General features: G+C 70.7%; 20 protein-coding genes and 3 pseudogenes. 11 read left to right on the top strand and 12 right to left on the bottom strand.

Annotated elements, in window-relative coordinates:
- Positions 1 to 3 precede the first annotated feature (3 nt).
- The 4 genes from StrepF001_RS34500 to StrepF001_RS45880 form a co-directional block, all read right to left on the bottom strand.
- Entirely contained in the window at positions 4 to 963 is a 960-nt protein-coding gene (locus tag StrepF001_RS34500; RefSeq protein WP_240797805.1) for an ABC transporter permease, read from the bottom strand.
- Between the two features lie 41 nt (positions 964 to 1,004).
- Complete coding sequence (locus tag StrepF001_RS34495; protein WP_129802118.1) at positions 1,005 to 1,868, bottom strand: sulfurtransferase; 864 nt, start codon at positions 1,866 to 1,868, stop codon at positions 1,005 to 1,007.
- Positions 1,865 to 2,611: an alpha/beta hydrolase gene (locus tag StrepF001_RS34490; protein ID WP_129802117.1), complete on the bottom strand. Its 747-nt coding sequence runs from the start codon at positions 2,609 to 2,611 to the stop codon at positions 1,865 to 1,867. The genes StrepF001_RS34495 and StrepF001_RS34490 overlap by 4 nt, the downstream gene beginning before the upstream one ends.
- 176 nt (positions 2,612 to 2,787) lie before the next feature.
- A complete protein-coding gene (locus StrepF001_RS45880; protein ID WP_165396454.1) occupies positions 2,788 to 2,949 on the bottom strand; it encodes a hypothetical protein in 162 nt (53 codons plus the stop codon).
- 96 nt (positions 2,950 to 3,045) lie between these two features.
- Here StrepF001_RS45880 and StrepF001_RS34485 point away from each other — a divergent pair, with 96 nt between their 5' ends.
- The 5 genes and pseudogenes from StrepF001_RS34485 (at position 3,046) to StrepF001_RS34465 (ending at position 8,408) form a co-directional block, all read left to right on the top strand.
- Positions 3,046 to 3,924 (top strand): LysR family transcriptional regulator, encoded by an 879-nt coding sequence (locus tag StrepF001_RS34485; RefSeq protein ID WP_129802116.1) that lies wholly within the window; start codon positions 3,046 to 3,048, stop codon positions 3,922 to 3,924.
- Positions 3,925 to 4,293: 369 nt separating this feature from the next.
- On the top strand, positions 4,294 to 5,250 hold the full coding sequence (locus StrepF001_RS34480; protein ID WP_129802115.1) for a glutathione S-transferase C-terminal domain-containing protein: 957 nt from the start codon (positions 4,294 to 4,296) through the stop codon (positions 5,248 to 5,250).
- Positions 5,251 to 5,537: 287 nt separating this feature from the next.
- Positions 5,538 to 6,122 (top strand): annotated as a pseudogene (locus StrepF001_RS34475) (LLM class flavin-dependent oxidoreductase); the annotation flags it as partial.
- A 14-nt stretch (positions 6,123 to 6,136) separates the two neighbouring features.
- Positions 6,137 to 7,264 carry an LLM class flavin-dependent oxidoreductase gene (locus StrepF001_RS34470; RefSeq protein ID WP_129802114.1) on the top strand — a complete coding sequence of 376 codons (1,128 nt, stop codon included), beginning with the start codon at positions 6,137 to 6,139 and terminating at the stop codon, positions 7,262 to 7,264.
- Positions 7,265 to 7,280: 16 nt separating this feature from the next.
- On the top strand, positions 7,281 to 8,408 hold the full coding sequence (locus StrepF001_RS34465) for an LLM class flavin-dependent oxidoreductase (RefSeq protein ID WP_129802113.1): 1,128 nt from the start codon (positions 7,281 to 7,283) through the stop codon (positions 8,406 to 8,408).
- 49 nt (positions 8,409 to 8,457) lie between these two features.
- On the opposite strand, the gene StrepF001_RS34460 is transcribed toward StrepF001_RS34465, so the two are convergent.
- The 4 genes from StrepF001_RS34460 to StrepF001_RS34445 form a co-directional block, all read right to left on the bottom strand.
- Positions 8,458 to 10,524, bottom strand: coding sequence for an iron ABC transporter permease (locus tag StrepF001_RS34460; RefSeq protein ID WP_129802112.1), 2,067 nt, complete (start codon positions 10,522 to 10,524; stop codon positions 8,458 to 8,460).
- Positions 10,525 to 10,527: 3 nt separating this feature from the next.
- Complete coding sequence (locus StrepF001_RS34455) at positions 10,528 to 11,514, bottom strand: iron-siderophore ABC transporter substrate-binding protein (RefSeq protein ID WP_129802111.1); 987 nt, start codon at positions 11,512 to 11,514, stop codon at positions 10,528 to 10,530.
- Positions 11,511 to 12,371 carry an ABC transporter ATP-binding protein gene (locus tag StrepF001_RS34450; protein WP_129802110.1) on the bottom strand — a complete coding sequence of 287 codons (861 nt, stop codon included), beginning with the start codon at positions 12,369 to 12,371 and terminating at the stop codon, positions 11,511 to 11,513. Before StrepF001_RS34450 ends, StrepF001_RS34455 begins: the two co-directional genes overlap by 4 nt.
- Before the next feature lie 278 nt (positions 12,372 to 12,649).
- Positions 12,650 to 13,051: an aldo/keto reductase gene (locus StrepF001_RS34445; protein ID WP_346656979.1), complete on the bottom strand. Its 402-nt coding sequence runs from the start codon at positions 13,049 to 13,051 to the stop codon at positions 12,650 to 12,652.
- A gap of 121 nt (positions 13,052 to 13,172) precedes the next feature.
- Here StrepF001_RS34445 and StrepF001_RS34440 point away from each other — a divergent pair.
- Positions 13,173 to 13,829: pseudogene (locus tag StrepF001_RS34440) on the top strand (nucleotidyl transferase AbiEii/AbiGii toxin family protein).
- A 32-nt stretch (positions 13,830 to 13,861) separates the two neighbouring features.
- Here the strand turns inward: StrepF001_RS34440 and StrepF001_RS34435 are convergent.
- Positions 13,862 to 14,314 (bottom strand): ATP-binding protein, encoded by a 453-nt coding sequence (locus tag StrepF001_RS34435; protein WP_129802109.1) that lies wholly within the window; start codon positions 14,312 to 14,314, stop codon positions 13,862 to 13,864.
- A gap of 168 nt (positions 14,315 to 14,482) precedes the next feature.
- Between StrepF001_RS34435 and StrepF001_RS34430 the strand changes: the two are divergent.
- From StrepF001_RS34430 to StrepF001_RS34415, 4 genes and pseudogenes are all read left to right on the top strand, one after another.
- Positions 14,483 to 14,926: pseudogene (locus StrepF001_RS34430) on the top strand (Scr1 family TA system antitoxin-like transcriptional regulator); the annotation flags it as partial.
- 11 nt (positions 14,927 to 14,937) lie between these two features.
- Positions 14,938 to 15,609 (top strand): hypothetical protein, encoded by a 672-nt coding sequence (locus tag StrepF001_RS34425; protein WP_129802108.1) that lies wholly within the window; start codon positions 14,938 to 14,940, stop codon positions 15,607 to 15,609.
- Positions 15,610 to 15,638: 29 nt separating this feature from the next.
- Complete coding sequence (locus StrepF001_RS34420) at positions 15,639 to 15,944, top strand: RNase A-like domain-containing protein (protein ID WP_129802107.1); 306 nt, start codon at positions 15,639 to 15,641, stop codon at positions 15,942 to 15,944.
- Between the two features lie 37 nt (positions 15,945 to 15,981).
- On the top strand, positions 15,982 to 16,677 hold the full coding sequence (locus StrepF001_RS34415; RefSeq protein ID WP_129802106.1) for a contact-dependent growth inhibition system immunity protein: 696 nt from the start codon (positions 15,982 to 15,984) through the stop codon (positions 16,675 to 16,677).
- 173 nt (positions 16,678 to 16,850) lie between these two features.
- Here the strand turns inward: StrepF001_RS34415 and StrepF001_RS34410 are convergent, their stop codons facing one another.
- The 3 genes from StrepF001_RS34410 to StrepF001_RS49725 all read right to left on the bottom strand — a co-directional run bounded on the left by StrepF001_RS34410 (position 16,851) and on the right by StrepF001_RS49725 (position 18,811).
- A complete protein-coding gene (locus StrepF001_RS34410) occupies positions 16,851 to 18,380 on the bottom strand; it encodes a UDP-N-acetylglucosamine 1-carboxyvinyltransferase (RefSeq protein WP_129802105.1) in 1,530 nt (509 codons plus the stop codon).
- Between the two features lie 64 nt (positions 18,381 to 18,444).
- A complete protein-coding gene (locus StrepF001_RS34405; protein WP_129802104.1) occupies positions 18,445 to 18,642 on the bottom strand; it encodes a DUF4236 domain-containing protein in 198 nt (65 codons plus the stop codon).
- A 46-nt stretch (positions 18,643 to 18,688) separates the two neighbouring features.
- Positions 18,689 to 18,811: a hypothetical protein gene (locus StrepF001_RS49725; RefSeq protein WP_276322864.1), complete on the bottom strand. Its 123-nt coding sequence runs from the start codon at positions 18,809 to 18,811 to the stop codon at positions 18,689 to 18,691.
- Positions 18,812 to 19,051: 240 nt separating this feature from the next.
- Between StrepF001_RS49725 and acnA the strand changes: the two genes are divergently transcribed.
- Positions 19,052 to 21,784, top strand: a complete 2,733-nt coding sequence (gene acnA / locus StrepF001_RS34400; RefSeq protein ID WP_129802103.1) for an aconitate hydratase AcnA — start codon at positions 19,052 to 19,054, stop codon at positions 21,782 to 21,784.
- Positions 21,785 to 21,820 lie beyond the last annotated feature (36 nt).

The raw sequence follows: 21,820 nt of genomic DNA, 5'->3' as shown, positions 1-21,820 counted from the left end.
CTCTCACGCCCCTTCGCCGTCGAACGAGGCCCGCCAGGCCAGTAGCCGCCGCGACAGCAGCCGTACGGCGAAGTCGCACAGCAGCCCGAGGACCGCGTAGACGGCGAGGCACAGGACGATGACGTCGGTCTGGAAGTACTGCTGGGCGTTGCTCATCAGGTAGCCGATGCCGGCGTCCGCGTTGACCTGCTCGGCGAAGACCAGGGCCAGCCAGGCGGTGGACAGCGCGTAGCGCAGGCCGACCAGGGCGCCGGGCAGCGCGGACGGCAGGATCACATACCGGATCAGGCCGATGCGGCCGAGTCCCACCATCCGTCCGGCCTCGATGAGTTGGGCGTCGGCGGAGCGGATGCCGCCGTAGATGTTGAAGTACAGCGGGTAGGTGACGCCGAGTGCGACCAGCGCGACCTTCGGGGTCTCGTCGATGCCGAACCAGACGATGAACAGCGGGATCAGGCCCACCCACGGGATGGCCCGGAACATGCCCATCGACGCGTCGATCACGTCCTCACCCAGCCGGAACAGCCCTGCGGTGAGCGACAGCGCGAGCGCGGCCGCCGCGCCGATGAGGAATCCGATCGCCGCGCGGCGACCGGACGCGGCGATGGCCTGCGGCAGTTCACCGGTGCCGGTCAGGTCGACCGCGCGCCGGACGACGTCCACGGGGGAGGCCAGTACGGACTCGGGGAGCACGCCCGTGGTGCTTGCCAGGAACCAGACCAGCAGCAACCCGACGGGCCCTGAGGCCCGTCGCACGCCACGCGGCACATGGAAGCGGGATCGGGGCCGCTTGCGCGGTGCGCCGGGGTGGGCGTTCTTCGTGACGCTGGGGCGAAGAGGCTTCGCCGAGGGGGCGGCTGGTTCGGTGGGTGCCGTGGCCTTTTGCACGGTGCGGGTCGTCGGCGGTGCGGACCCATGGGCGGGCGGTGAGGTTCCGGACACGGCGGAGTGCGGGGAGGGCATGACGCGGCCTCTCGGTCGGGACGGGGGAGGAGGGGCAGGGGTCAGCCCGGCTCTTCTCCCTGTGCTGCGGGGCGTGCGGGGTCGGCGGACCAGGCGGACCAGGAGCCGGCGTAGAGCGCGGCCGGGATGCCGGCGTGGGCCAGGGCCGCGATGGTGTGGGTGGCCGTGACGCCGGAGCCGCAGTAGACACCGACCTCGGTCGCGTCGTCGGCGCCCAGCGCGGTGAAGCGCAGCGCGAGGTCCTCGGCGGGGCGGAAGGTGCCGTCCGCCGCCAGATTCTCGCCGGTCGGGGCGGACAGAGCGCCGGGGATGTGTCCGGCGCGCGGGTCGACCGGCTCGTCCTCGCCCCGGTACCGCTCGGCGACCCGTGCGTCCAGCAGTACGCCGGTACGGGCGACTTCGGCCGCGGCGTCGGCGTTCAGGACGGGCAGCTGCCCGGGGGCGAGCACAATGTCGCCGGGCGCGGGCGCCTCCGGCTCGCCTGTCTCCGTCGGCAGCCCGGCGGCACGCCAGGCGTCCAATGCCCCGTCCAGCAGCCTGACGTGCTCGACTCCGGCCCAGCGCAGCAGCCACCAGGCGCGGGCGGCGGCGGTGTTGCCGTTGTCGTCGTAGACCACCACCGCGCGGCCTGACGAGAGTCCCCAGCGGCGCGTCGCCGCCTGCAGCGACGCCGGGTCCGGCAGCGGATGACGGCCGCCTCCCGGTGTCGCGGGAGCGGCGAGCTCGGTGTCGAGGTCGACGTACAGCGCGCCGGGAAGGTGCTCCTTGAGGTACTGCTCGCGGCCGTACGGATCGCCGAGCCGCCACCGGACGTCGAGGACGACAGGGGCCGGATTGCCGGTGCGCAGCAGGGAGTCCAGTTCGGCGGCGGTGATCAGGACGGGGACGGTCTCGAACGCGGTCATGCGATGTCCTCGGTGACGGCGATGGGCGGCAGGTCGGGGGAGAGTCGCAGCCGCTCCAGGAAGAGCACGACGGTCGCGGCGGCAGCGCGGTGGGTGACGTCGTTGAGGACGTCGTGCCGGGTCCCGGCCAGGCTCACCAGCTCCGCTCCCGGGAGCGCGCTGTAGACGCGACGGGCCTCTTCGAGAGGGCTGATGCTGTCGTCGGTGCCGTGCAGACCGAGCACCGGGAGGGAGATCCGGTCCAGCGCGGGCAGTTCGTGTGCCGGAGCGCTTTCCAGGGCACCGCGCCGGAAGGCGGTGTCGGCGGTCAGTCGGCCCCGGTGCGTGGGGCAGGCGGTGCGCTGCTCCAGCTCGCCCTCCCAGTCCGAGACCGTGGTGTCGGTGTCGGTACCGGCGGAGTGGGAACCGGTCGGCAGGCCGGCGAGGATCAGTGCGTCCAGGCCGGGGGTGTTGCGGGAGGCCAGCGTCGCCGCGTACGACGCGCCGGTGTCGGAGCCGGCCAGCACGCGCGGGCCGGGCAGCGTTTCGTCGCGCAGCAGCTTGGCCGCGGCGTCGGTGACGGAGGCCGGGTCCAGGGAGGCGTCCCCCAAGGCCCGTACGCGGTACCCGTCGGCGGCGATGCGACGGCCGAACCGCTCGTACACACCGCCGTGTTCACCCCGACCGGGGAGGAGGACGAGGGTGCCGCGCGGGGCGATTCCTTCTGGTTCGTCCCAGGCGTGGACAGGTTGAGAAGAGCTCATGGCGACTCGATTCATCGACAGCGGCGATGCGCCCGCACGGGGGCGGGCGTGCCGGTGCGGTGGGCAGGAGTGGAGGAGGGGCGCAGGGCGGTTCCGAAACCCGCGCGGCGTCCGCGGCATCGCGCGGATTGGCGAAATGGGGTGCGCTCGAAGAGTGCGCGAAAGGGGCGAAGGGGTCAGCGACAGCGCATGGCGCCGCTGCGGCCGAAGTCGACCACGCGCCGCTGCGTCAGCCAGGTGCCCGCGCCGCAGCGCGCCGCCGACCCGGTGGCCGACGGCCAGGGTCCGATGCGGTGGGCGCGCGGCCGACGGGCCGTCACGATGGCTGTACGCAGCATGGGCTCAGCATGCCCGAGGCAGGAGACCGGCGTCCAACGACGATTCGCCATCAAAATCGATCATGATTCGTCATCAATGGATGCTAGCCTGCGGCCATGCGGCCGGTCCTGGACATCGTGGCACTGCGCAGCCTCATCGCCGTCGCCGACTACGGCGGCTTCCACCGGGCTGCCGGGGAGCTCACCCTCAGCCAGTCCGCGGTCAGTCAGCACGTACGACGCCTGGAGAAGGCCCTCGGGCTCCCCGTCGTCGAACGCGACGGCCGCAAGACCCGGTTCACCGCCCACGGCGCCCAGCTGCTGGAAGAAGCGCGGCTGATCGTCGGTGCGCACGACGCCGCTGTCCGACGCCTCCTGGGCGAGGAAGGGGCAACAGCCGCAACCGTCGTCGTCGGTGCCACCGAGCACGGCGCCGACCAGATCCTCCCGGCGCTCACCGAGGCCGTCCGTGAGGTCCGGCCGGACGCCGAGGTGCGGGTGCGGATCGACCGCTCGGCGCGGCTGACCGAGGCGGTCGAACGCGGTGAGCTCGACCTCGCCGTCTACGTCACCGAGGCGACCGCCACCGAGGGCGCTCCTGCGGGCGACCTTCCGCTGCGCTGGTACGCCGCCCCCGGCTGGAAGCCGCCCGCCGCCGGCCCGCTGCCGCTGGTCGCCGTCAACGCGCCGTGTGTCATCCGCCGTCGCGCCCTCACCGAACTGGCCGCCCGCCGTACCCCGGCCACCGTGGTCGCCGAGGCCGGATACCTCGCCGGCGTCCTGGACGCGGCCCGGGCCGGACTCGGCGCCGCGCTGCTCGCCGTCCCCGGCGGGCAGGACCCCGACGGGCTCACCCAGTGCCGGGACTTCCCCCCGGTTCCGCCGGTCCGGCTCAGCGCCCTCGCACGACGGGGCTCCGACCCCTCCCTGACCGGTGCCGCCGTCGAGGCCGTGCGCACCCTGCTCGCCTCCTGCGGGACGGACCGGGTGGCGTAGCGTCCTCCCATCATGTGAGACGGCGGGCGAGAGACGGGAAGGCCCTCTTGACGTGGCACGAAGGCCGCCTGACACTCCAGAGCAGAGATCCCTAGTGAATCGGTAGGAAATTATGGAGCGTCTGGAGTCGCTCGCCGACCGAGCCCTGCGCGCGGGCCGGTCGCCGCTCCTCCTGACCTCCCGCCGCCACATCGATCTCCTGCGTGTCTGCAGCGCGGCGAGCCCTCGGCGCTGAACCGCGGTGCCCACCGGCACCGCATCCCCGCCGCGTACGGGTACGCGCCGACGCCGCCGCGCGCCCATCACCCCACGTGCGCCGCCCGCCACACCTCTGAGAACCAGAAGCCGGACCCGGACCCAGGGAGACACATGCCCGCCGCACCCCTGACCACCGTCCCGTCCCTCCCCTCCCCGCCGTCGTTCCGGGGCAGAATCGGCTGCGACGCGAACAGCGGCTACTACGCCGTGTCGCGCCGTTACCGCCTCCACCTCTCGCTGTCCTGCCCCCACTGTCTGCGGATCGCCATCACCCACAGCCTGCTCGGTCTGGAAGAAGCCCTCCCGGTCGTGCTGCTGCCGACCGTGCCCGACAGGCCCAACGGCGGACACTCCGCTCTGCGCCCCTTGTACGAGGCCAGTTCGCACCGGCATCCCGGACCGGCCGCCGCACCGGTGCTGAGCGACGACTGGACAGGGCGGATCGTCAGCACGCACACGCCGGACATCCTCCGGGACCTGGCCCGGCACTTCGGTGGTGACGGCTCCGACCGGCCCGCCCTCTACCCGCACGGCGCGGAGGAGGAGATCGAGGCCGTCGAACGCCTCTGCGAGTACCGCATCAACGAAGCCGCACAGCACGCCGGGCAGGCCGACGCCGACGCCACCGTGCGTCGGACCGCCCTCAGCTCCCTTCTCCGCGTCCTCGGCTCACTGGAGTGTCGGCTCGCCACCCAGGACTTCCTCCTCGGCGACGAAATCACCGCCGCCGACGTGCAGTTGTGGGTGACCCTGGTGCAACTCGACACCGTGCACCGTCTGCACCTGGACGCCGCCGCGGTCCACCGCATCGCCGACCATCCGCACCTGTGGGCCTACGCCCGGCGACTGGCCGCCCACCCCGGCTTCGGCTCCCACCTCGACCTGGACGGCATCGCCCGCAGGCACCATGCCCACTGCCAAGGACTGGAAGCCGCAGGGGCGGCGGTGCAGATCCTGGACTGGGCGGTGCACATCGCGGACGGGTCAGCTCAGCAGCCCCAGGAGGATCTGGACGGTTTCATGGAACCGCAACACGCTCTCCACCTTCGTCCGTCCAGCTCCGCCTAACCTGCGACGACATGGGGCCTGCCATGCCGGAACACGGCAGGCCCCATTCCGAGCAGGACAAGCGGCCGGAAGAGCGGAGGCGACGGTGTTGTCCCCCGTTTCCCGCGTGCTCGTCCCGGCTGTCGGGGCTCTCGTCGCGCGCGGCTGCGTCCGCCTGTACTCCCGGCCCCACATCGATCTGCAACGGGTGGCAGGCGCCCTCTGTCGTTCCTGACCTGTTCCCCGCCATCGAGCCCTCTGCAGGGGGCCGGTGATCACGTACGGTCTACCAGGAAGGCACCCTTTTCGTGTCCGCACCTCCCCCTCTTCACCTTGCCGTGGTGCTGGACGGCACCGGCTGGCACCCGGCTGCATGGCGTGAGCCGGGCGCCCGGCCCCACGACCTGTTCACTGCCGGTTACTGGGCCGACCTCGTGACCGAGGCCGAACGCGGCCTGCTCGACTTCGTGACCTTCGAGGACACGCTCGGGCTGCAGTCCTCGCACCTCACGGAGCCGGACGGGCGCACCGACCAGGTGCGGGGCCGACTGGACGCCGTGCTGGTCGCCGCCCGGGTCGCGCCGCTGACCCGGCACATCGGGCTGGTGCCGACCGTGGTCGTCACCCACACCGAGCCGTTCCACATCTCCAAGGCGATCGCCACCCTGGACTACGTCAGCACCGGTCGCGCGGGCCTGCGCGTCCAGGTGACGGCACGGCAGAACGAGGCCGCGCACTTCGGCCGCCGTACCTTCCCGCCCCTCCGCGTCGAGGACTGGGACACCCCGGCCGGCCGGGACCTGATCACCGAACTCTTCGCGGAAGCCGCGGACTACGTCGAGGCGGTGCGCCGCCTGTGGGACAGCTGGGAGGACGACGCGGAGATCCGCGACCCGGGAGCGGCGTCGTGAAGTTCCTGGCCATCACCCTCATCGTGCACGCCCCGGATCCGGTGACCGGCATCCAGAAGCCCACCAACGAGCGCTTCCGCGAGGTGATCGACAATGCGCTGCTGGCCGAGGAGCTCGGATTCGACGGCTTCGGCGTCGGCGAACGCCACGAGCGGCCGTTCATCTCCTCCTCGCCACCGGTCGTACTGAGCCATATCGCCGCCCTGACCTCCCGGATCCGGCTGTTCACCGCCGTCACCACCCTCAGCCTGCTCGACCCGGTGCGCGCGTACGAGGACTACGCGACCCTGGACCATCTGTCCGCGGGCCGACTCGACCTGATCATCGGCAAGGGCAACGGCACCGCCCAGCGTGAGCTGTTCCACGTCACGCCCGAGGACCAGTGGGACCGCAACGCCGAGAGCTACGAGCTGTTCCGCCGGATCTGGCGACAGGACAAGGTGAGCGCCTCCCCGCGCTTCCGCCCCGAGCTGACCGACGCCGAGGTGTGGCCGAGGCCGCTCCAGCAGCCCATCCGAGTCTGGCACGGCAGCGCGACCAGCCGGGAGTCGGTCGACCTCGCCGCCCGCTACGGAGATCCGCTCTTCTCCGCCAACGTCACCCACCCGATCGAGCCGTACGCCGAACTGATCCGCCACTACCGGGAGCGGTGGGAGCACTACGGCCACGACCCGGCGCGGGCCGTCGTCGGCGCGGGAACGGCCGGCTACTACACGGCCCGCACCTCGCAGGAAGCCATCGCCGCGTACCGGCCGGTGTTCGAGGGCCATCTCGCGTTCCAGAAACGGCTGGGCGTCGAGCCGGTGTTCGCCACGCTGGAGGACTTCGTCGAACGCAGCTCGGCCCTGATCGGCAGCCCTCAGCAGGTGATCGACAAGGTGCACCGCTACCACGAGCAGTTCGGACACAGCGTGCTCCACCTGCACGCCGACGCAGGCGGTCTCACCCACGCCCAGCACCGTGCCTCGCTCGAACTCTTCCAGTCCGACATCGCCCCCGTTCTGCGGCGCGAGATCCCCGACCCGCCGTTCCCCTGGGCTCCGGTCCTCGCCGAGCCCGAGCCCGAACCTGAGCCCGAGTCCGCATCCGCGCCCGCATCGGCACCCGCGTCCACCGACCGCTGAGGAGCAACACCCGACCATGTCCGGCATCCCACTCGGAGTCCTCGACCTCGTTCCGATCTCGTCCGGCTCCACCGCCGCAGAGGCGCTGCGCAACACCATCGATCTCGCCCAGCAGACCGAACGTTTCGGCTACACCCGCTACTGGTTCGCCGAGCATCACCTCAACCCGGGCGTGGCCGGGACCTCACCCGCCGTCGTGCTGGCCCTGACCGCCTCCGCGACCTCCACGATCAGGATCGGCTCCGGGGCCGTACAGCTCGGTCACCGCACCGCCCTGTCCGCCGTGGAGGAGTTCGGGCTGATCGACGCCCTGCACCCCGGCCGACTCGACCTGGGCCTCGGCCGCTCGGGCGGACGTCCTCCCGGACAGACGGCAGGGCCCCGGCCGACCACGACCCCCGTCGTCGACGGGCGCGCCCCCAACGGGCTGAAGATCCCGCCACGGTTCTCCCCCGAGCACCTGATCGGTTCGCCCCGTTTCCTGCTCCAGCAGCAGCTCCTGCACCAGCCCGGCGCCGGCCCTCAGGACTACGGTGAGCAGGTCGACGACATACTCGCGCTCCTGCGCGGCGACTACCGCTCCGCGGACGGGACCGAAGCGCACGCCATCCCCGGCGAGGGCGCCGAGGTGCAGGTATGGATCCTCGGCAGCAGCGGCGGACAGAGCGCCGACGTCGCGGGTCGCAACGGTCTGCGTTTCGCCGCCAATTACCACGTCAGCCCGGCCACCGTACTGGAGGCGGCCGAGGGCTACCGCGCCGCGTTCCAGCCGTCCTGCCACCTCGACAAGCCCTACGTCAGCGTCTCCGCCGACGTCGTCGTCGCCGAGGACGACGAAACCGCCCGCGAACTGGCCACCGGCTACGGCCTGTGGGTCCGCAGCATCCGCACCGCCGAGGGCGCCATCCCCTTCCCGACCCCGAAGCAGGCCCGCGCCCACGCCTGGACCGACGCGGACCGGGCACTGGTCGCCGACCGCGTCGACACCCAGTTCGTCGGTTCCCCGGGGCGCGTCGCCGACCAGCTCGAACAACTACAGGAGGCCACCGGCGCCGACGAGCTGATCATCACCACCATCACCCACAACCACGCCGACCGCGTGCGGTCCTACCAACTCCTCGCAGAGGAATGGCAACGCCGATGAACCGGTCGCGGCCGCGAGGACATCGCCCGTGCGTCCGTCGAGGCTGTCGTCACCGGCGGCCGCGCATGAGCAGATGGAGGAAGTACGGGGTGCCGATCACGGCGGTCATCAGGCCGGCGCCCAGCTGAGCCGGCGCGATCACGGTTCGGCCTGTCAGGTCCGCGGTGCAGACGAGCACCGCGCCCAGGAGTACCGCGACCGGGACCACCCGGGCGTGCTGCCGGCCCACCAGGGCCCGGGCCGCATGCGGTGCCACGAGCCCCACGAAGCCGATCGTGCCCGCGGCGGCCACGGCGGTGGCGCTGAGCAGGACGCTCAGCACGAGGAAGCCCAGGCGGCCACGTGACAGGTTGAGCCCCAGGAGTTTGGGGGTGTCCTCGTCGAGCGATATGAGGTCGAGTTCGGTGCGCCGCAGCACCGCGACGAGCACGCCTGCGGTGAGCACGGCCGCGAGCGGTGCCACGTCCGGCAGGGTTCGGCCGTAGGTGGAGCCCGACAGCCAGGTCAGAGCCTTCGTCGCGTTGAACGGGTCGGTGAGGACGATGAGCAGGCTGATGAGTGCGGCGGTCCCGGTGGCGATGCCGAACCCGACGAGGACGAGCCGGTTCTGCTGGAACCCGCCGCGCGCGGCGAGCCCGAAGACGATGACGGAGCTGATCGCGGCGCCCGCGAACGCGGCACCGGCCAGGCTCCATGATCCGGCCACGGGCGCCGTCGTCACAAGGAGCACGGCGCCGAGCGCGGCCCCGCCGGAGACGCCCAGGATGCCGGGTTCCGCGAGCGGGTTGCGGGTGACGGCCTGGACGAGCGTGCCGGCCAGAGCGAGGGCCGCGCCGGCGAGGAGTGCCGCGAGGACCCGGGGCACCCGGGTGTCCAGGACGAAGCCGACGGTCCGTCCTGCCCTGCCCTGGGCCCAGTTGACCACGTCGCCCAGCAACAGCTTGCTGTCACCGAGCAGTACGGCGGCGATCGTCACGCCGACGAGGACGGCCACCAGGACGGCCGTGGTGGTCAGGAAGACGGCCCGGCTCCTGATGCGCAGCCGTTCGGACGCGGCGGCTCCCGCGGTGTCCCGGACCCGTGTGGCCATCACGATCAGGAACACCGCGCCGACGAGGCTGGTGGCGACGCCCGTCGGTACGGCGACCGCGAGGTCCGCCGGTACGACGGCGCGCAGAAGTACGTCCGAGCCGAGCACCAGCGCGGCACCGGTCAGGCCCGCGAGGGGAAGGCTCGCGCGCGCCCGGGTGAACGCACGGAATCTGCGGGCGAGGGGGCGTACGAGGGCGGGGGCGCACAGGCCGACGAAGCCGATCGGTCCGGCGAGGGTGACGGCCGCCGCGGAGAGCAGCGCCGCGAGCACGACCGCGGTGATCCGGGTGGGGCGGACCGGGACGCCAAGTCCGCGGGCGGCGTCGTCACCGAGGGCCAGGGCGTCGACCCGGCGGGCGACGAGGAGCAGCCCGACGAGACCGGCGACTGCGAGCGGCGCCATCTGCAGCACGCCGTCGAAGCCGTTCTGGGAGATGCTGCCCTGGTTCCACTGGTAGAGGCCCTCGGTCTGCTGGGGGAACAGCAGGAGGAGCCCTTCGGTGATGGCGGTGAGGCCGAGGGTGAGGGCGCTGCCGGCGAGTACGAGCCGGACGGTGCCCGCGCCCAGGCCGGACAGGCCGAGCACGACGGCCGCCGCCGCGAGGCCGCCGACGAACGCGACGCCGGAGGAGGCGAACAGCGGAAGCGAGACACCGGTGACCGCTGCCAGGCCGAGGGCCAGGTAGGAGCCGGCGTTCACCGCGAGGGTGTCGGGTGAGGCGAGTACGTTGCGGCTGACCGCCTGCAGGGCGGCGCCCGCCATTCCGAGGACGGCCCCGACGAGCAGCCCCGCGGTCGCCCTCGGCAGCCGGGAGGCGATGACGACGGAGGCGTCGGCGGGGTCGGCCCGGCCGGTGAGCGCCTTGAGCACCTCACCGGCGCCGACGGCGGCCGTGCCCTGCGTGATGTCCACGACCGCGAGGGCCGCGACCAGCAGGGCCAGGGCGGCCGTCACCGCGGCCGCGCCCGTCCGGGACGTGGCCGCCGACGGACGGGTGGCGGGGGTCGTTGCGGTGACGGCCATCGGTTACTTCGTCAGCGCGGCGACGACGGAGTCGATGTACTGGTCCATCGACTCGGGACCGCCGAACATCCAGATGCCGTCGGGCAGTCGGTGCACGTTGCCCTTCTTCACGAACGGCAGCGACGTCCACACCTTGTCCTTGACCAGGGCGTCGGTGAACGGGGTGCTGCTCTTGTCGCCGTCGTTGCCGATGTAGGCGAACTGGACGTCGTCGCTCAGCTTGGTGAGTCCCTCGACGTCGGTGGTGCCGAGCCCGTAGTCCTTGTCGCCTTCGACCGTCCAGTCGTTCTTCAGGCCGAGCTGTTCGTTGACCGCGCCGATGAGCGAGCCGCTGGTGAACGGCCGGATCGAGACCTGGTTGGAGATGTCGTAGCCGTCGGCGAAGGCGTACTTGGCGCCGTCGAGACCGGCGTCCGCGAGGGCCTTCTTGCCCTCGGCGATCTTGGCGTCGAAGTCCTTCTTGAGCTTCTCGGCCTGCTCGGTGGTGCCGGTGGCCTGCGCGAGGAGGTCGAGGTTCTTGTTCATCTGCCCGATGGGGTCGGCGGCGTTGGCGGACTGCACCTCCACGACCGGGGCGACCTTGCGCAACTGCTTCACGGCGGCCGGCGGCAGGTCGGTGCTGGCGACGATGAGGTCCGGCGACAGGGCGGCGATGGTGTCCATGCTGGGCTCGCCGCGGGTGCCGATGTCCTTGGGCTCGTTCTTCAGCGGGACCGCCTGGTCCCAGGTCTGGTAGCCCTTGACGTCGGCGACGCCGACCGGGTCGACACCCAGCGATATCAGGAGCTCGACTTCGTGCCACTCGGTGCCGACGACCTTCTTGGCCGGCCCGTCGAGTTCCACCTTCGCGCCGGAGGCATCGGTGAGGGTGATGCCCTCACCGGCCTTCTTCGCGTCGTTGCTGTCGGCGGCGGGCTCGGTCGTGCCGCACGCGGTCAGGGCAAGGGCCGCGGCGGTGGCGGCCGCCGCGGTCATCATCAGGCGTCTCATGAGGGTGTGGTGAGCCTTTCGCTTCGCGTGTGGTGTCGGCCGATCGCGCGGGTGCGCAGCCGGCCCGTGACGGGGTCGGTGTCGACCTCGACGCGGGTGCCGTACGTGTCGGTCAGCCGCTCCGGTGTCAGTACGTCCTGGGGGAGGCCGTCGGCGACGACCCGTCCCTTGTGCAGCAGCACGATCCGGTCGGCGACGGCCGCAGCCTGGTCGAGGTCGTGCAGGACGGCACCGACGGCGATCCCGTGCTCGTCCGCCAGATCGCGGACGAGGTCCAACAGCTCGATCTGGTACCGCAGATCGAGATAGGTCGTCGGCTCGTCGAGCAGCAGCACACCGGTCTCCTGCGCCAGGCAGCCGGCCAGCCAGACGCGCTGGAGCTGCCCTCCGGACAGGTGCTCGACGCCGCGCTCGGCGAGCTCCGTGACGCCCGTCATGGCGAGCGCGCGGTCCACCGCCGCCCGGCCGTCCGGATCCGCCCTGCCCCAGCGGCCCCGGTAGGGGTAGCGGCCGAACTCGACGACGTCCCGTACGGTCAGCCCGCTGGGGGTGGGGCGCCCTTGGGTCAACAGGGCGACATGGCGCGAGAACTCACGAGATGTCAGGGCCAGGCCGTCGATGTCGGCGTCGATGACGAGCGTGGCGGTCCGGGGCCGCTGCAGCCGTGCGAGCGTACGCAGCAGCGTCGACTTCCCGCTGCCGTTCGGACCCACCAGGACGGTCACCTCGCCGGGCCGCAGCGCCAACGACGCGTCGTGCACGACGTCCACGCCCTCGTACGCCACGGTGACACCCGTGGCCGACAGTTCATGGCCGCGGGGACGCATGGCCGCAGAGATCTCATCACCGGCTTTCACGGCAGGTAGGTTAGCCTACCCTTAGGGGCTGCTGTGAAGGGGGAGAGGTGGCCGGGCGCAAGACGAAATTGCGCCAGGCTCAGAAATGCCCGGGATCGGGCAAGTCGCACGGCCCAGTGGGTGTCACTGTCGATCCACTTGCGGGGACGCTCCCGGCCCAAAGTCCCATACGGGTGAATGGCGTTTGGCCTGTGCCCTCCGGGACCGTGGGCTGCCGGGTCCTACGGGCCAGGACCCCGGCGCCATCCGCGGAGGTGGGCGGCCATGCCCGGGCGGTGTCAGATCCAGGTGGGCACGTGACCCTCGGCGTAGCGGGCGCCGAAGCCGCCGTGGGGCAGGATCTCGTCGATCGCGGCGAGGTCGGCCTCGGTCAGGGTGACGTCGGCGGCGCCGGCGTTCTCCTCGATGTGCTTGGGGCTGCGGGTGCCGGGGATGGATACGATGTGTTCGCCCCGGGTGAGCAGCCAGGCCAGGGCCAGTTGGGAGACGGTGATGCCCTTGGCGGCGGCCAGGTCGGCGAGGCGGTCGGCGGCCTCAACGTTCTTCTCGAAGTTGCCGGGCTGCCAACGTGGGTCGTGGTTGCGCATGTCGGTGGCGTCGTACTGGCCGGCGGGCTTGGCGGTGCCGGTGATGAAGCCGCGGCCCAGCGGCGAGTAGAGGACCTGGCGGCCTTCCTTCACCACCGGCTGCTGGCCGAGCAGTGGCCCGTTCTGCGTCGCTTGGTCAGCCCCTGCATCCGCGAGGTCTGGGAGGACGCCTTCCCCAACTGCCCCGCACCGCTCCGGCCGGCACGACCGCCGCGTGAAGCTCACTGCGCTCCACGAGCGTCTCCTCGCCGACATCCTCGACCTCGGCTCCCTCTACCCTCTGGTCCTCACCGGCGGATACGCTGTGCAGGCCCACGGCCTGTCGAACGCTTCAGCCGCGACCTCGACGTCGCCACCGAGAACCCCGCCCCCGATGCAGGAGATCGTCGCCTCACTCACAGCGGGCCTCAGCGCGCGGATGGCGAACCACACACGTCCAGACCGACCCGCTCAGCGGCCGGTTCCTCGTCACCGACCCGGACACCGGCGAGGAGTGCGAGGTCGACGTCCTCAAGGAGGCGTTCTGGGCCCGCCTGCCCAGACCCCCTACGGCCCCGTCCTCTCCCTCGACGATGTGATCGGCACCAAGGTCCGTGCCCTCGCCGACCGCGGCACCGTCCGCGACCTCATCGACGTTCAGGCTGCCTCTCGCCACCGCTCCACCGCCGACCTCGAATTCCTGGGCCGCCGTCGGGCCCACGACGAGTTCAGCCTCGAGGACCTCCACGACCGGCTCACCGGCGCGGACTGCTACGAGGACGAGGACTACGCCGCGTACGGGCTCACCTCCCGGCAGATCGAAGAGCTCAAGACGTGGGCGCTGGAGTGGGCGGAGGGCCTGGGGGCGCAGATCCACGACGAGAACGCCTGACAGGAGGCCGTACCTCTCTCCCATTGGCATGATCACGCGCTGGTCGTGGTGTCGAGGAGCTCGGCCCGGACGGTCTTGCCGCCGGACGGGTAGGGGACGCAGTCCCAGTGGTCGGCGAGGGTGGCGACGAGCGACAGGCCGCGCCCGTCGGCGCGGAGCGCATCGGACTCGGCGCCCGCCGGAAGGATCTGCGGGTAAAAGTCCCCGCGGGCGTCGGTGACTTCCGCGCGCAGGCGCCCGGCCGACGGTTCGAAGACGAGCGTGAGCCGGAAGCCGCGGCCCGGCACGCGGCCGTGAAGGACGGCATTGGCAGCAAGCTCTGCGACGACGATTTCAGCATGCTCCGTAAGGCCCTGCGGAGCGCCACAGGAGCGCAGCTCGGTCACGGTGAGGAGCCGGGCGAGCCGGGCGGCGCGCCGCGTGGACGACAGCAGTTGCGTGAAGATGCGAGCGGGGGCGTCGAGTTGGGGAACGGCGTGGTTCATGACGCCAGCGTGGCGGCCGGGGGCGGGTGGGTACGAGCGTGACGCCCCGTACGCGGAGTCAATGTACGGACACGCGGAGTGGACGGTACGCCGGGAGTGCCATCACGCTGTGAGTGGGGGGCGGTAAGGAGCTCGTCGCGGTGCGGTACGGAGAGAGAGGGGCGGCGGATGGGCATCGTCGAAGGGGACGCGGCCGGGGCCGAGCACGCAACCGGAGGCGCCGGCGCACGGGCGGTTCCGGCGGGGGAGTGGGAGAGGGAGCCTCACCCGTCCGACAGCTTGCGCACGTTCGGCGCGGTCGTCCAGGCACTGCGCGAGCACGCGGGGCTCAGCCGGGTCGACCTCAGTGGCCGGGTCCAGTACTCCAAACACGCTGTGGAATCAGTGGAGTTGGGTCGCCGGATGCCGGACCAGGCGTTCGTGGAGCGCGCGGAGGAGGCACTCGGCAACACCGGTGCGCTGCGGAAGGCCGCCCGTCATCTGACCCGGGGCGAGGCGGGTCTCGCGACGTGGTTCCGCCGGTGGGCGCGGCTGGAGCGGGAGGCGGTGAGCCTGTGCACGTACGAGTGCCGGTTGGTGCCGGGGTTGTTGCAGTCGGAGGCGTATGCGCGGACGGTGACGGCTTGATCTTGCACACCGCGCGTCTCTTCACCGACGGCCCGATGAGAAGGGTCCTGGAGCTCGCCGCCGCGGTGCGGGATTCCGGGGGATCGCTGTCCCTCGACACTGAGCTGCGGCGTTTCATCCGGACTACGCGCGCGACCGTCGCCACGGACTGGGTGTGCCCGCTCGCCACCGTGACTGCGCTGCTCGACCATGTCGCCGGTCTCTGCGCCGACGGTACAGAAGCCCCGCCCCGGGAATTCCGGCAGCTCCTGGAGCGAGCCGGCGCCGGAGCGGACGCCGCCGCGTACCTGCACTCCCTGGCGGAGAAGCTCCGCGCCCTGGAACAGGACCCGCAGGACGACTACGACGAGCTCCCTTTGTCCCGCTGGGAGATCGACGTCAGATTCCCCCAGCTTTCCGGATTCGGGGTCAACTGGGTGTACGAGGGGGAATTCGCGACTCTTAAGGAGTCCCTGGAGGCCGCGATCGATTCCGAGCATCCCTACTGCGGTGAGTTCCTGGCTCCGCTCGCCGCGGAGGCCCAGTCCGCGCTGGTGCTCTTCCCGGGGGAGCGGGCCATGCAGGACGGCTTGTCCCCCGTCGTCGGCTGGGCGACCCCCCAGGCGCTGCGTGACCTGCTCCAGGCCGTCGACGACCACATGCAGCAGGAACACGTCGCACTGCCCTGACCCCACATCCACCAGAGGTCCCGTCTGCCATGCCGTCCGTGAACCGGTCCGCCACCTATTCCGACCGTGAAACCGCCCTGTGGGCCACGCAGCAGGTCATCACCGCCAACGAGCAGCTCATCCACCGCTGGCTCGCCCAGGGCACTCGCCCGCGCCTGACCATCGAGGCGTCCTGGCCGTCGCGGCCGGAACCGGTCGGCCGGGTGCTGTTGCAGGCGATGATGCTGGCGGGACGGGAGCCCGTCGATGTGCGTGCCGCGCGGGTCGTGCTCAGGCGGGACCCGTCCGCCCCGCACGGTTTCGTCGTCCACGCCACGTTCCCCGTCTACCTGTAGCCAGTCCACCACCGATCATCCGTAAAGGCCGATCCCCGTGCCCTTGAGCCCTCTCGAACACGACCGCCGCTACGGCGAACTGGACCAGGTGGTCCGTGCCTACGTCGGGCAGCCGGCGGACGACACCCCGGACGCGCCCGGCGAAGCCTTGACGGCCTACCTCCGGTATACCTGGCACACCCGGCCCTGGGCACTGGCTGTTGCCGAACGACAGGTGCGGGAGTATGCCGAGAACCCGCCCGGACGGCTCCGGCTGCGACTGGGCGAGTTCTACGCCATTCCCGACGTGGGTCTGCCCGAAGGCGAGGTCCAGGGGTGGCTGTTCACCCTCGCCGACCACCTCAAGCGCAGCATCGAGCAGGGCGAGGTGCCGCCGCCCGCCACGCCCGCCACCCACTGGGAGTGGCATGCTCGCTTCCCGGAGCTGGGCCAGTTCCTCGGCGGATGGTTCTCGCAGGACATGCCGGACGAGTTCGCGGACCACGACGCGGCCGTCGCCGACTACCGGGCCGCCACGGCCCCGTGGCTTGTCGCCCGCCTCGTCGGTGAGCTGCACGAACTGCTCGCCCTCGACCTCGATGAGTCCGACTACGCACTGGCTGTCGGTGAGCTGGGCATGGAGGTTGACCCGCCCGCCCCGTACACCCCGAGTGGCTGGCTGGCCCACGTAGCCGACCGGCTCGCGCAGCCGATCGCCGAGTACGGGCCGTCGCCGCGGGCCGGGCAGGAGTAGCCCGGACTCTGCCGACACCAGGTCGACGACAAGGTGTTGTCGCAGTCCAGAGGTACCGGATCACACCGACCGTCGTCAGGCGAACAGCGCGATGCCCCGCGACTCTCCGAGAAGAGTGACGGGGCCTCGGCCGAACGAGAACGCGTGGCATTTTCGCCGATCTGTTCTGCTCGCTAGATGTCCCGGAAGATCTCGATCTGCGCCCCGATCGAGTTCAGCCGCTCGGCCAGATCCTCGTAACCCCGGTTGATGACATACACGTTGCGCAGTACGGACGTGCCCTCCGCCGCCATCATCGCCAGCAGGACGACCACGGCCGGACGCAGGGCCGGCGGGCACATCATCTCGGCGGCGCGCCAGCGGGTCGGGCCCTCGACCAGGACGCGGTGCGGGTCCAGCAACTGGAGGCGGCCGCCGAGGCGGTTGAGGTCGGTCAGATAGATCGCGCGGTTGTCGTAGACCCAGTCGTGGATGAGGGTCTTGCCCTGTGCGGAGGCCGCGATCGCCGCGAAGAACGGCACGTTGTCGATGTTCAGGCCGGGGAACGGCATCGGGTGGATCTTGTCGATCGGCGCCTCCAGCTTGGAGGGCTTGACGGTGAGGTCCACCAGTCGCGTACGGCCGTTGTCGGCGACGTACTCGGGCGTGCGGTCGTGGTCGAGGCCCATCTCCTCCAGGACCGCGAGCTCGATCTCGAGGAACTCGATCGGTACCCGACGCACCGTCAGTTCCGACTCCGTGACGACTGCGGCGGCGACCAGGCTCATCGCCTCGACCGGGTCCTCGGAGGGGGAGTAGTCGACGTCGACGTCGATGTTCGGCATGCCGTGCACGGTGAGCGTGGTGGTGCCGATGCCCTCGACCTTGACACCGAGCGCCTCCAGGAAGAAACACAGGTCCTGGACCATGTAGTTGGAGGAGGCGTTGCGGATCGTCGTCACGCCGTCGTGGCGGGCGGCGGCCAGCAGCGCGTTCTCGGTGACCGTGTCCCCGCGCTCCGTCAGCACGATCGGGCGGTCGGGGCGGACGGAGCGGTCGACCACCGCGTGGTACTGGCCCTCCGTCGCCGCGATGTCCAGGCCGAACCGGCGCAGCGCGATCATGTGCGGCTCGACGGTCCGGGTGCCGAGGTCGCAGCCGCCGGCGTAGGGCAGCATGAAGCGGTCCATGCGGTGCAGCAGCGGGCCGAGGAACATGATGATGGACCGGGTGCGGCGGGCCGCCTCCGCGTCGATGGAGTCGAGGTCGAGGTCGGCCGGCGGCACGATCTCCAGGTCGATGCCGTCGTTGATCCAGCGGGTGCGCACGCCGATGGAGCCGAGTACCTCCAGCAGGCGGTACACCTCCTCGATGCGGGCGACCCGACGCAGTACCGTGCGGCCCTTGTTGAGCAGTGAGGCGCACAGCAGTGCCACGCACGCGTTCTTGCTCGTCTTCACATCGATGGCCCCGGACAGCCGGCGACCGCCGACCACCCTGAGATGCATCGGGCCCGAGTAGCCCAGGGAGACGATTTCGCTGTCCAGGGCTTCACCGATACGGGCGATCATCTCAAGGCTGATGTTCTGGTTGCCGCGCTCGATGCGATTGACGGCGCTCTGGCTGGTTCCGAGCGCCTCGGCAAGCTGCGACTGTGTCCAGCCCCGGTGTTGCCGGGCGTCACGGATGAGCTTGCCGATGCGTACGAGGTAGTCGTCTGCCATGGGGCTGAGGTTATCTCAGATATGAGATGGCGCCTGTCGGGGGGTCCATTCGGGTGATGGGCCGTCAACGCCGCCGCGCTGAACGGGTTCGACGCCATCCGAAAGGTCCGGGCAAATCCACCGATGTCGTACGACGTCCTGTGCTGCTGTGGGTGCGACGCGGCCCGTGCTTGCCGCCCGTAGTGATGGACCAGGAGTGCCGGTTGATGTTCAGGCGCACTCCGGGCAGGATTCGGAAGCTCTTGCGGAACGTGAGTGGCATATGTGCCTCCCTTCGGTGTTCGCCGGGCGGCCCCGGCTCCCATCGGTTACCCCGCCTCGGCGTACTGATGGGCGTATTCCACCGACTCTTCGAAGGTGTCGTCCGGCCGCAACTCCAGCAGGCTCCCGCTCCGCCCGTCCGCCTCGAACCCGGCCTCCGGGGCCTCCATCACTTCGTGGTGAGTGGGCGCCGGGCCGCCGTTTCCGCGCGGCGCGACGTTTCGGGCGGGGCCGGGCATGACCATCCCGGCCCCATGTACTAGAGTTATCTCGACATCGAGATATCTGCCGAGGCGCACCGCGGCTGCACGCCCTCACCGGTCCGACAGTAAGGGTTGCCTAACTTAGCCTTACCTTAGCGGATCGGCCAAGACGGCGTGGCGGCAGGATGCGGTGGTACGCGCACATGAATGAAGGAGACTGTCGTGTCGGCGAACAGCTTCGACGCCCGCAGCACGCTGCAGGTGGGCGACGAGTCGTACGAGATCTTCCGCCTGGACAAGGTGGAGGGCTCGGCCCGGCTCCCCTACAGCCTTAAGGTCCTGCTGGAGAACCTGCTCCGCACCGAGGACGGCGCGAACATCACCGCCGACCACATTCGCGCCCTCGGCGGCTGGGACTCGCAGGCCCAGCCCTCGCAGGAGATCCAGTTCACGCCGGCCCGCGTCATCATGCAGGACTTCACCGGCGTTCCCTGTGTCGTCGACCTCGCCACCATGCGCGAGGCCGTCAAGGAGCTCGGCGGCGACCCGGCGAAGATCAACCCGCTGGCCCCGGCCGAGCTGGTCATCGACCACTCCGTCATCGCCGACAAGTTCGGCACCAACGACGCCTTCCAGCAGAACGTCGAGCTGGAGTACGGCCGCAACAAGGAGCGCTACCAGTTCCTGCGCTGGGGCCAGACCGCCTTCGACGAGTTCAAGGTCGTCCCGCCCGGCACCGGCATCGTCCACCAGGTCAACATCGAGCACCTGGCCCGTGTCGTCATGGTCCGCGACGGCAAGGCCTACCCCGACACCCTGGTCGGCACCGACTCGCACACCACGATGGTCAACGGCCTCGGCGTCCTCGGCTGGGGCGTCGGCGGCATCGAGGCCGAGGCCGCGATGCTCGGTCAGCCGGTCTCGATGCTCATCCCGCGCGTCGTCGGCTTCAAGCTGACCGGCGAGCTGAAGCCCGGCACCACCGCCACCGACCTGGTGCTGACCATCACCGAGATGCTCCGCAAGCACGGCGTGGTCGGCAAGTTCGTCGAGTTCTACGGCGAGGGTGTGGCCGCCACGAGCCTCGCCAACCGCGCCACCATCGGCAACATGTCGCCGGAGTTCGGCTCCACCGCCGCGATCTTCCCGATCGACGACGAGACCCTGAACTACCTGCGCCTGACCGGCCGCTCCGAGCAGCAGGTCGCGCTCGTCGAGGCGTACGCCAAGACGCAGGGCATCTGGCTGGACCCGGCCGCCGAGCCGGACTTCTCCGAGAAGCTGGAGCTCGACCTCTCCACGGTCGTCCCGTCCATCGCCGGCCCGAAGCGCCCGCAGGACCGCATCGTCCTTGCCAACGCGGCCGAGCAGTTCAAGCAGGACGTCCGCAACTACGTCAGCGACGAGTACGAGGCCAGCAAGGAGTCCTTCCCCAGCTCCGACGCGCCCTCCTCGATCCCGAACGGCGCGCCGTCCAACCCGGTCACCGTGACCGCCCCCGACGGCTCGGCCTACACGCTGGACCACGGCGCCGTGACTGTCGCCGCCATCACCTCCTGCACCAACACCTCCAACCCGTATGTCATGGTCGCCGCCGCCCTGGTGGCCAAGAAGGCGGTCGAGAAGGGCCTGACCCGCAAGCCCTGGGTCAAGACCACCCTCGCCCCGGGTTCGAAGGTCGTCACCGACTACTTCGACAAGGCGGGTCTGACCCCGTACCTCGACAAGGTCGGCTTCAACCTCGTCGGCTACGGCTGCACCACCTGCATCGGCAACTCCGGCCCGCTGCCGGAGGAGGTCTCCAAGGCCGTCAACGACCACGACCTCGCCGTCACCTCGGTCCTCTCCGGCAACCGCAACTTCGAGGGCCGCATCAACCCCGACGTCAAGATGAACTACCTGGCGTCCCCGCCGCTGGTCGTCGCCTACGCGATCGCCGGCTCCATGAAGGTGGACATCACCAAGGATGCCCTGGGCACGGACCAGGACGGCAAGCCGGTCTACCTGTCCGACATCTGGCCGACCGAGGCCGAGGTCAACGACGTCGTGGCGAACGCCATCGGCGAGGACATGTTCAACAAGTCCTACTCCGATGTCTTCGCCGGCGACGCCCAGTGGCAGGCGCTGCCGATCCCGACCGGTAACACCTTCGAGTGGGACCCGGAGTCGACGTACGTCCGCAAGCCCCCGTACTTCGAGGGCATGACGATGGAGACCACCCCGGTCTCCGACATCTCGGGCGCACGCGTCCTCGCCAAGCTGGGCGACTCGGTCACCACCGACCACATCTCCCCGGCCGGTGCCATCAAGGCCGACACCCCGGCCGGCACGTACCTCACCGAGCACGGCGTCCAGCGTCGTGACTTCAACAGCTACGGCTCCCGCCGCGGCAACCACGAGGTCATGATCCGCGGTACGTTCGCCAACATCCGCCTGCGCAACCAGATCGCGCCGGGCACGGAAGGCGGCTACACCCGCGACTTCACCCAGGACGGCGGCCCGGTCTCCTTCATCTACGACGCCTCGCAGAACTACCAGGCCGCCGGCATCCCGCTGGTCGTCCTGGCCGGCAAGGAGTACGGCTCCGGTTCGTCCCGCGACTGGGCGGCCAAGGGCACCGCACTCCTGGGCGTCAAGGCCGTCATCGCCGAGTCGTACGAGCGCATCCACCGCTCCAACCTCATCGGCATGGGCGTCCTGCCGCTGCAGTTCCCGGAGGGCCAGACCGCCGAGTCCCTCGGCCTGACCGGCGAGGAGACCTTCTCCATCTCCGGCGTCACCGAGCTCAACGAGGGCACCACGCCGCGCACGGTCAAGGTCACCACCGACACGGGCGTCGAGTTCGACGCGGTCGTCCGCATCGACACCCCCGGTGAGGCCGACTACTACCGCAACGGCGGCATCATGCAGTACGTGCTGCGCAGCCTGATCCGCAAGTAAGGGACGCATACGGCGGTTGGGCCGCATCCCCGGGCA

The sequence above is a fragment of the Streptomyces sp. F001 genome (assembly GCF_004187715.1).
GTDB lineage: Bacteria > Actinomycetota > Actinomycetes > Streptomycetales > Streptomycetaceae > Streptomyces > Streptomyces flavusporus.
This window is presented reverse-complemented; position numbering and strand designations above follow the sequence as displayed.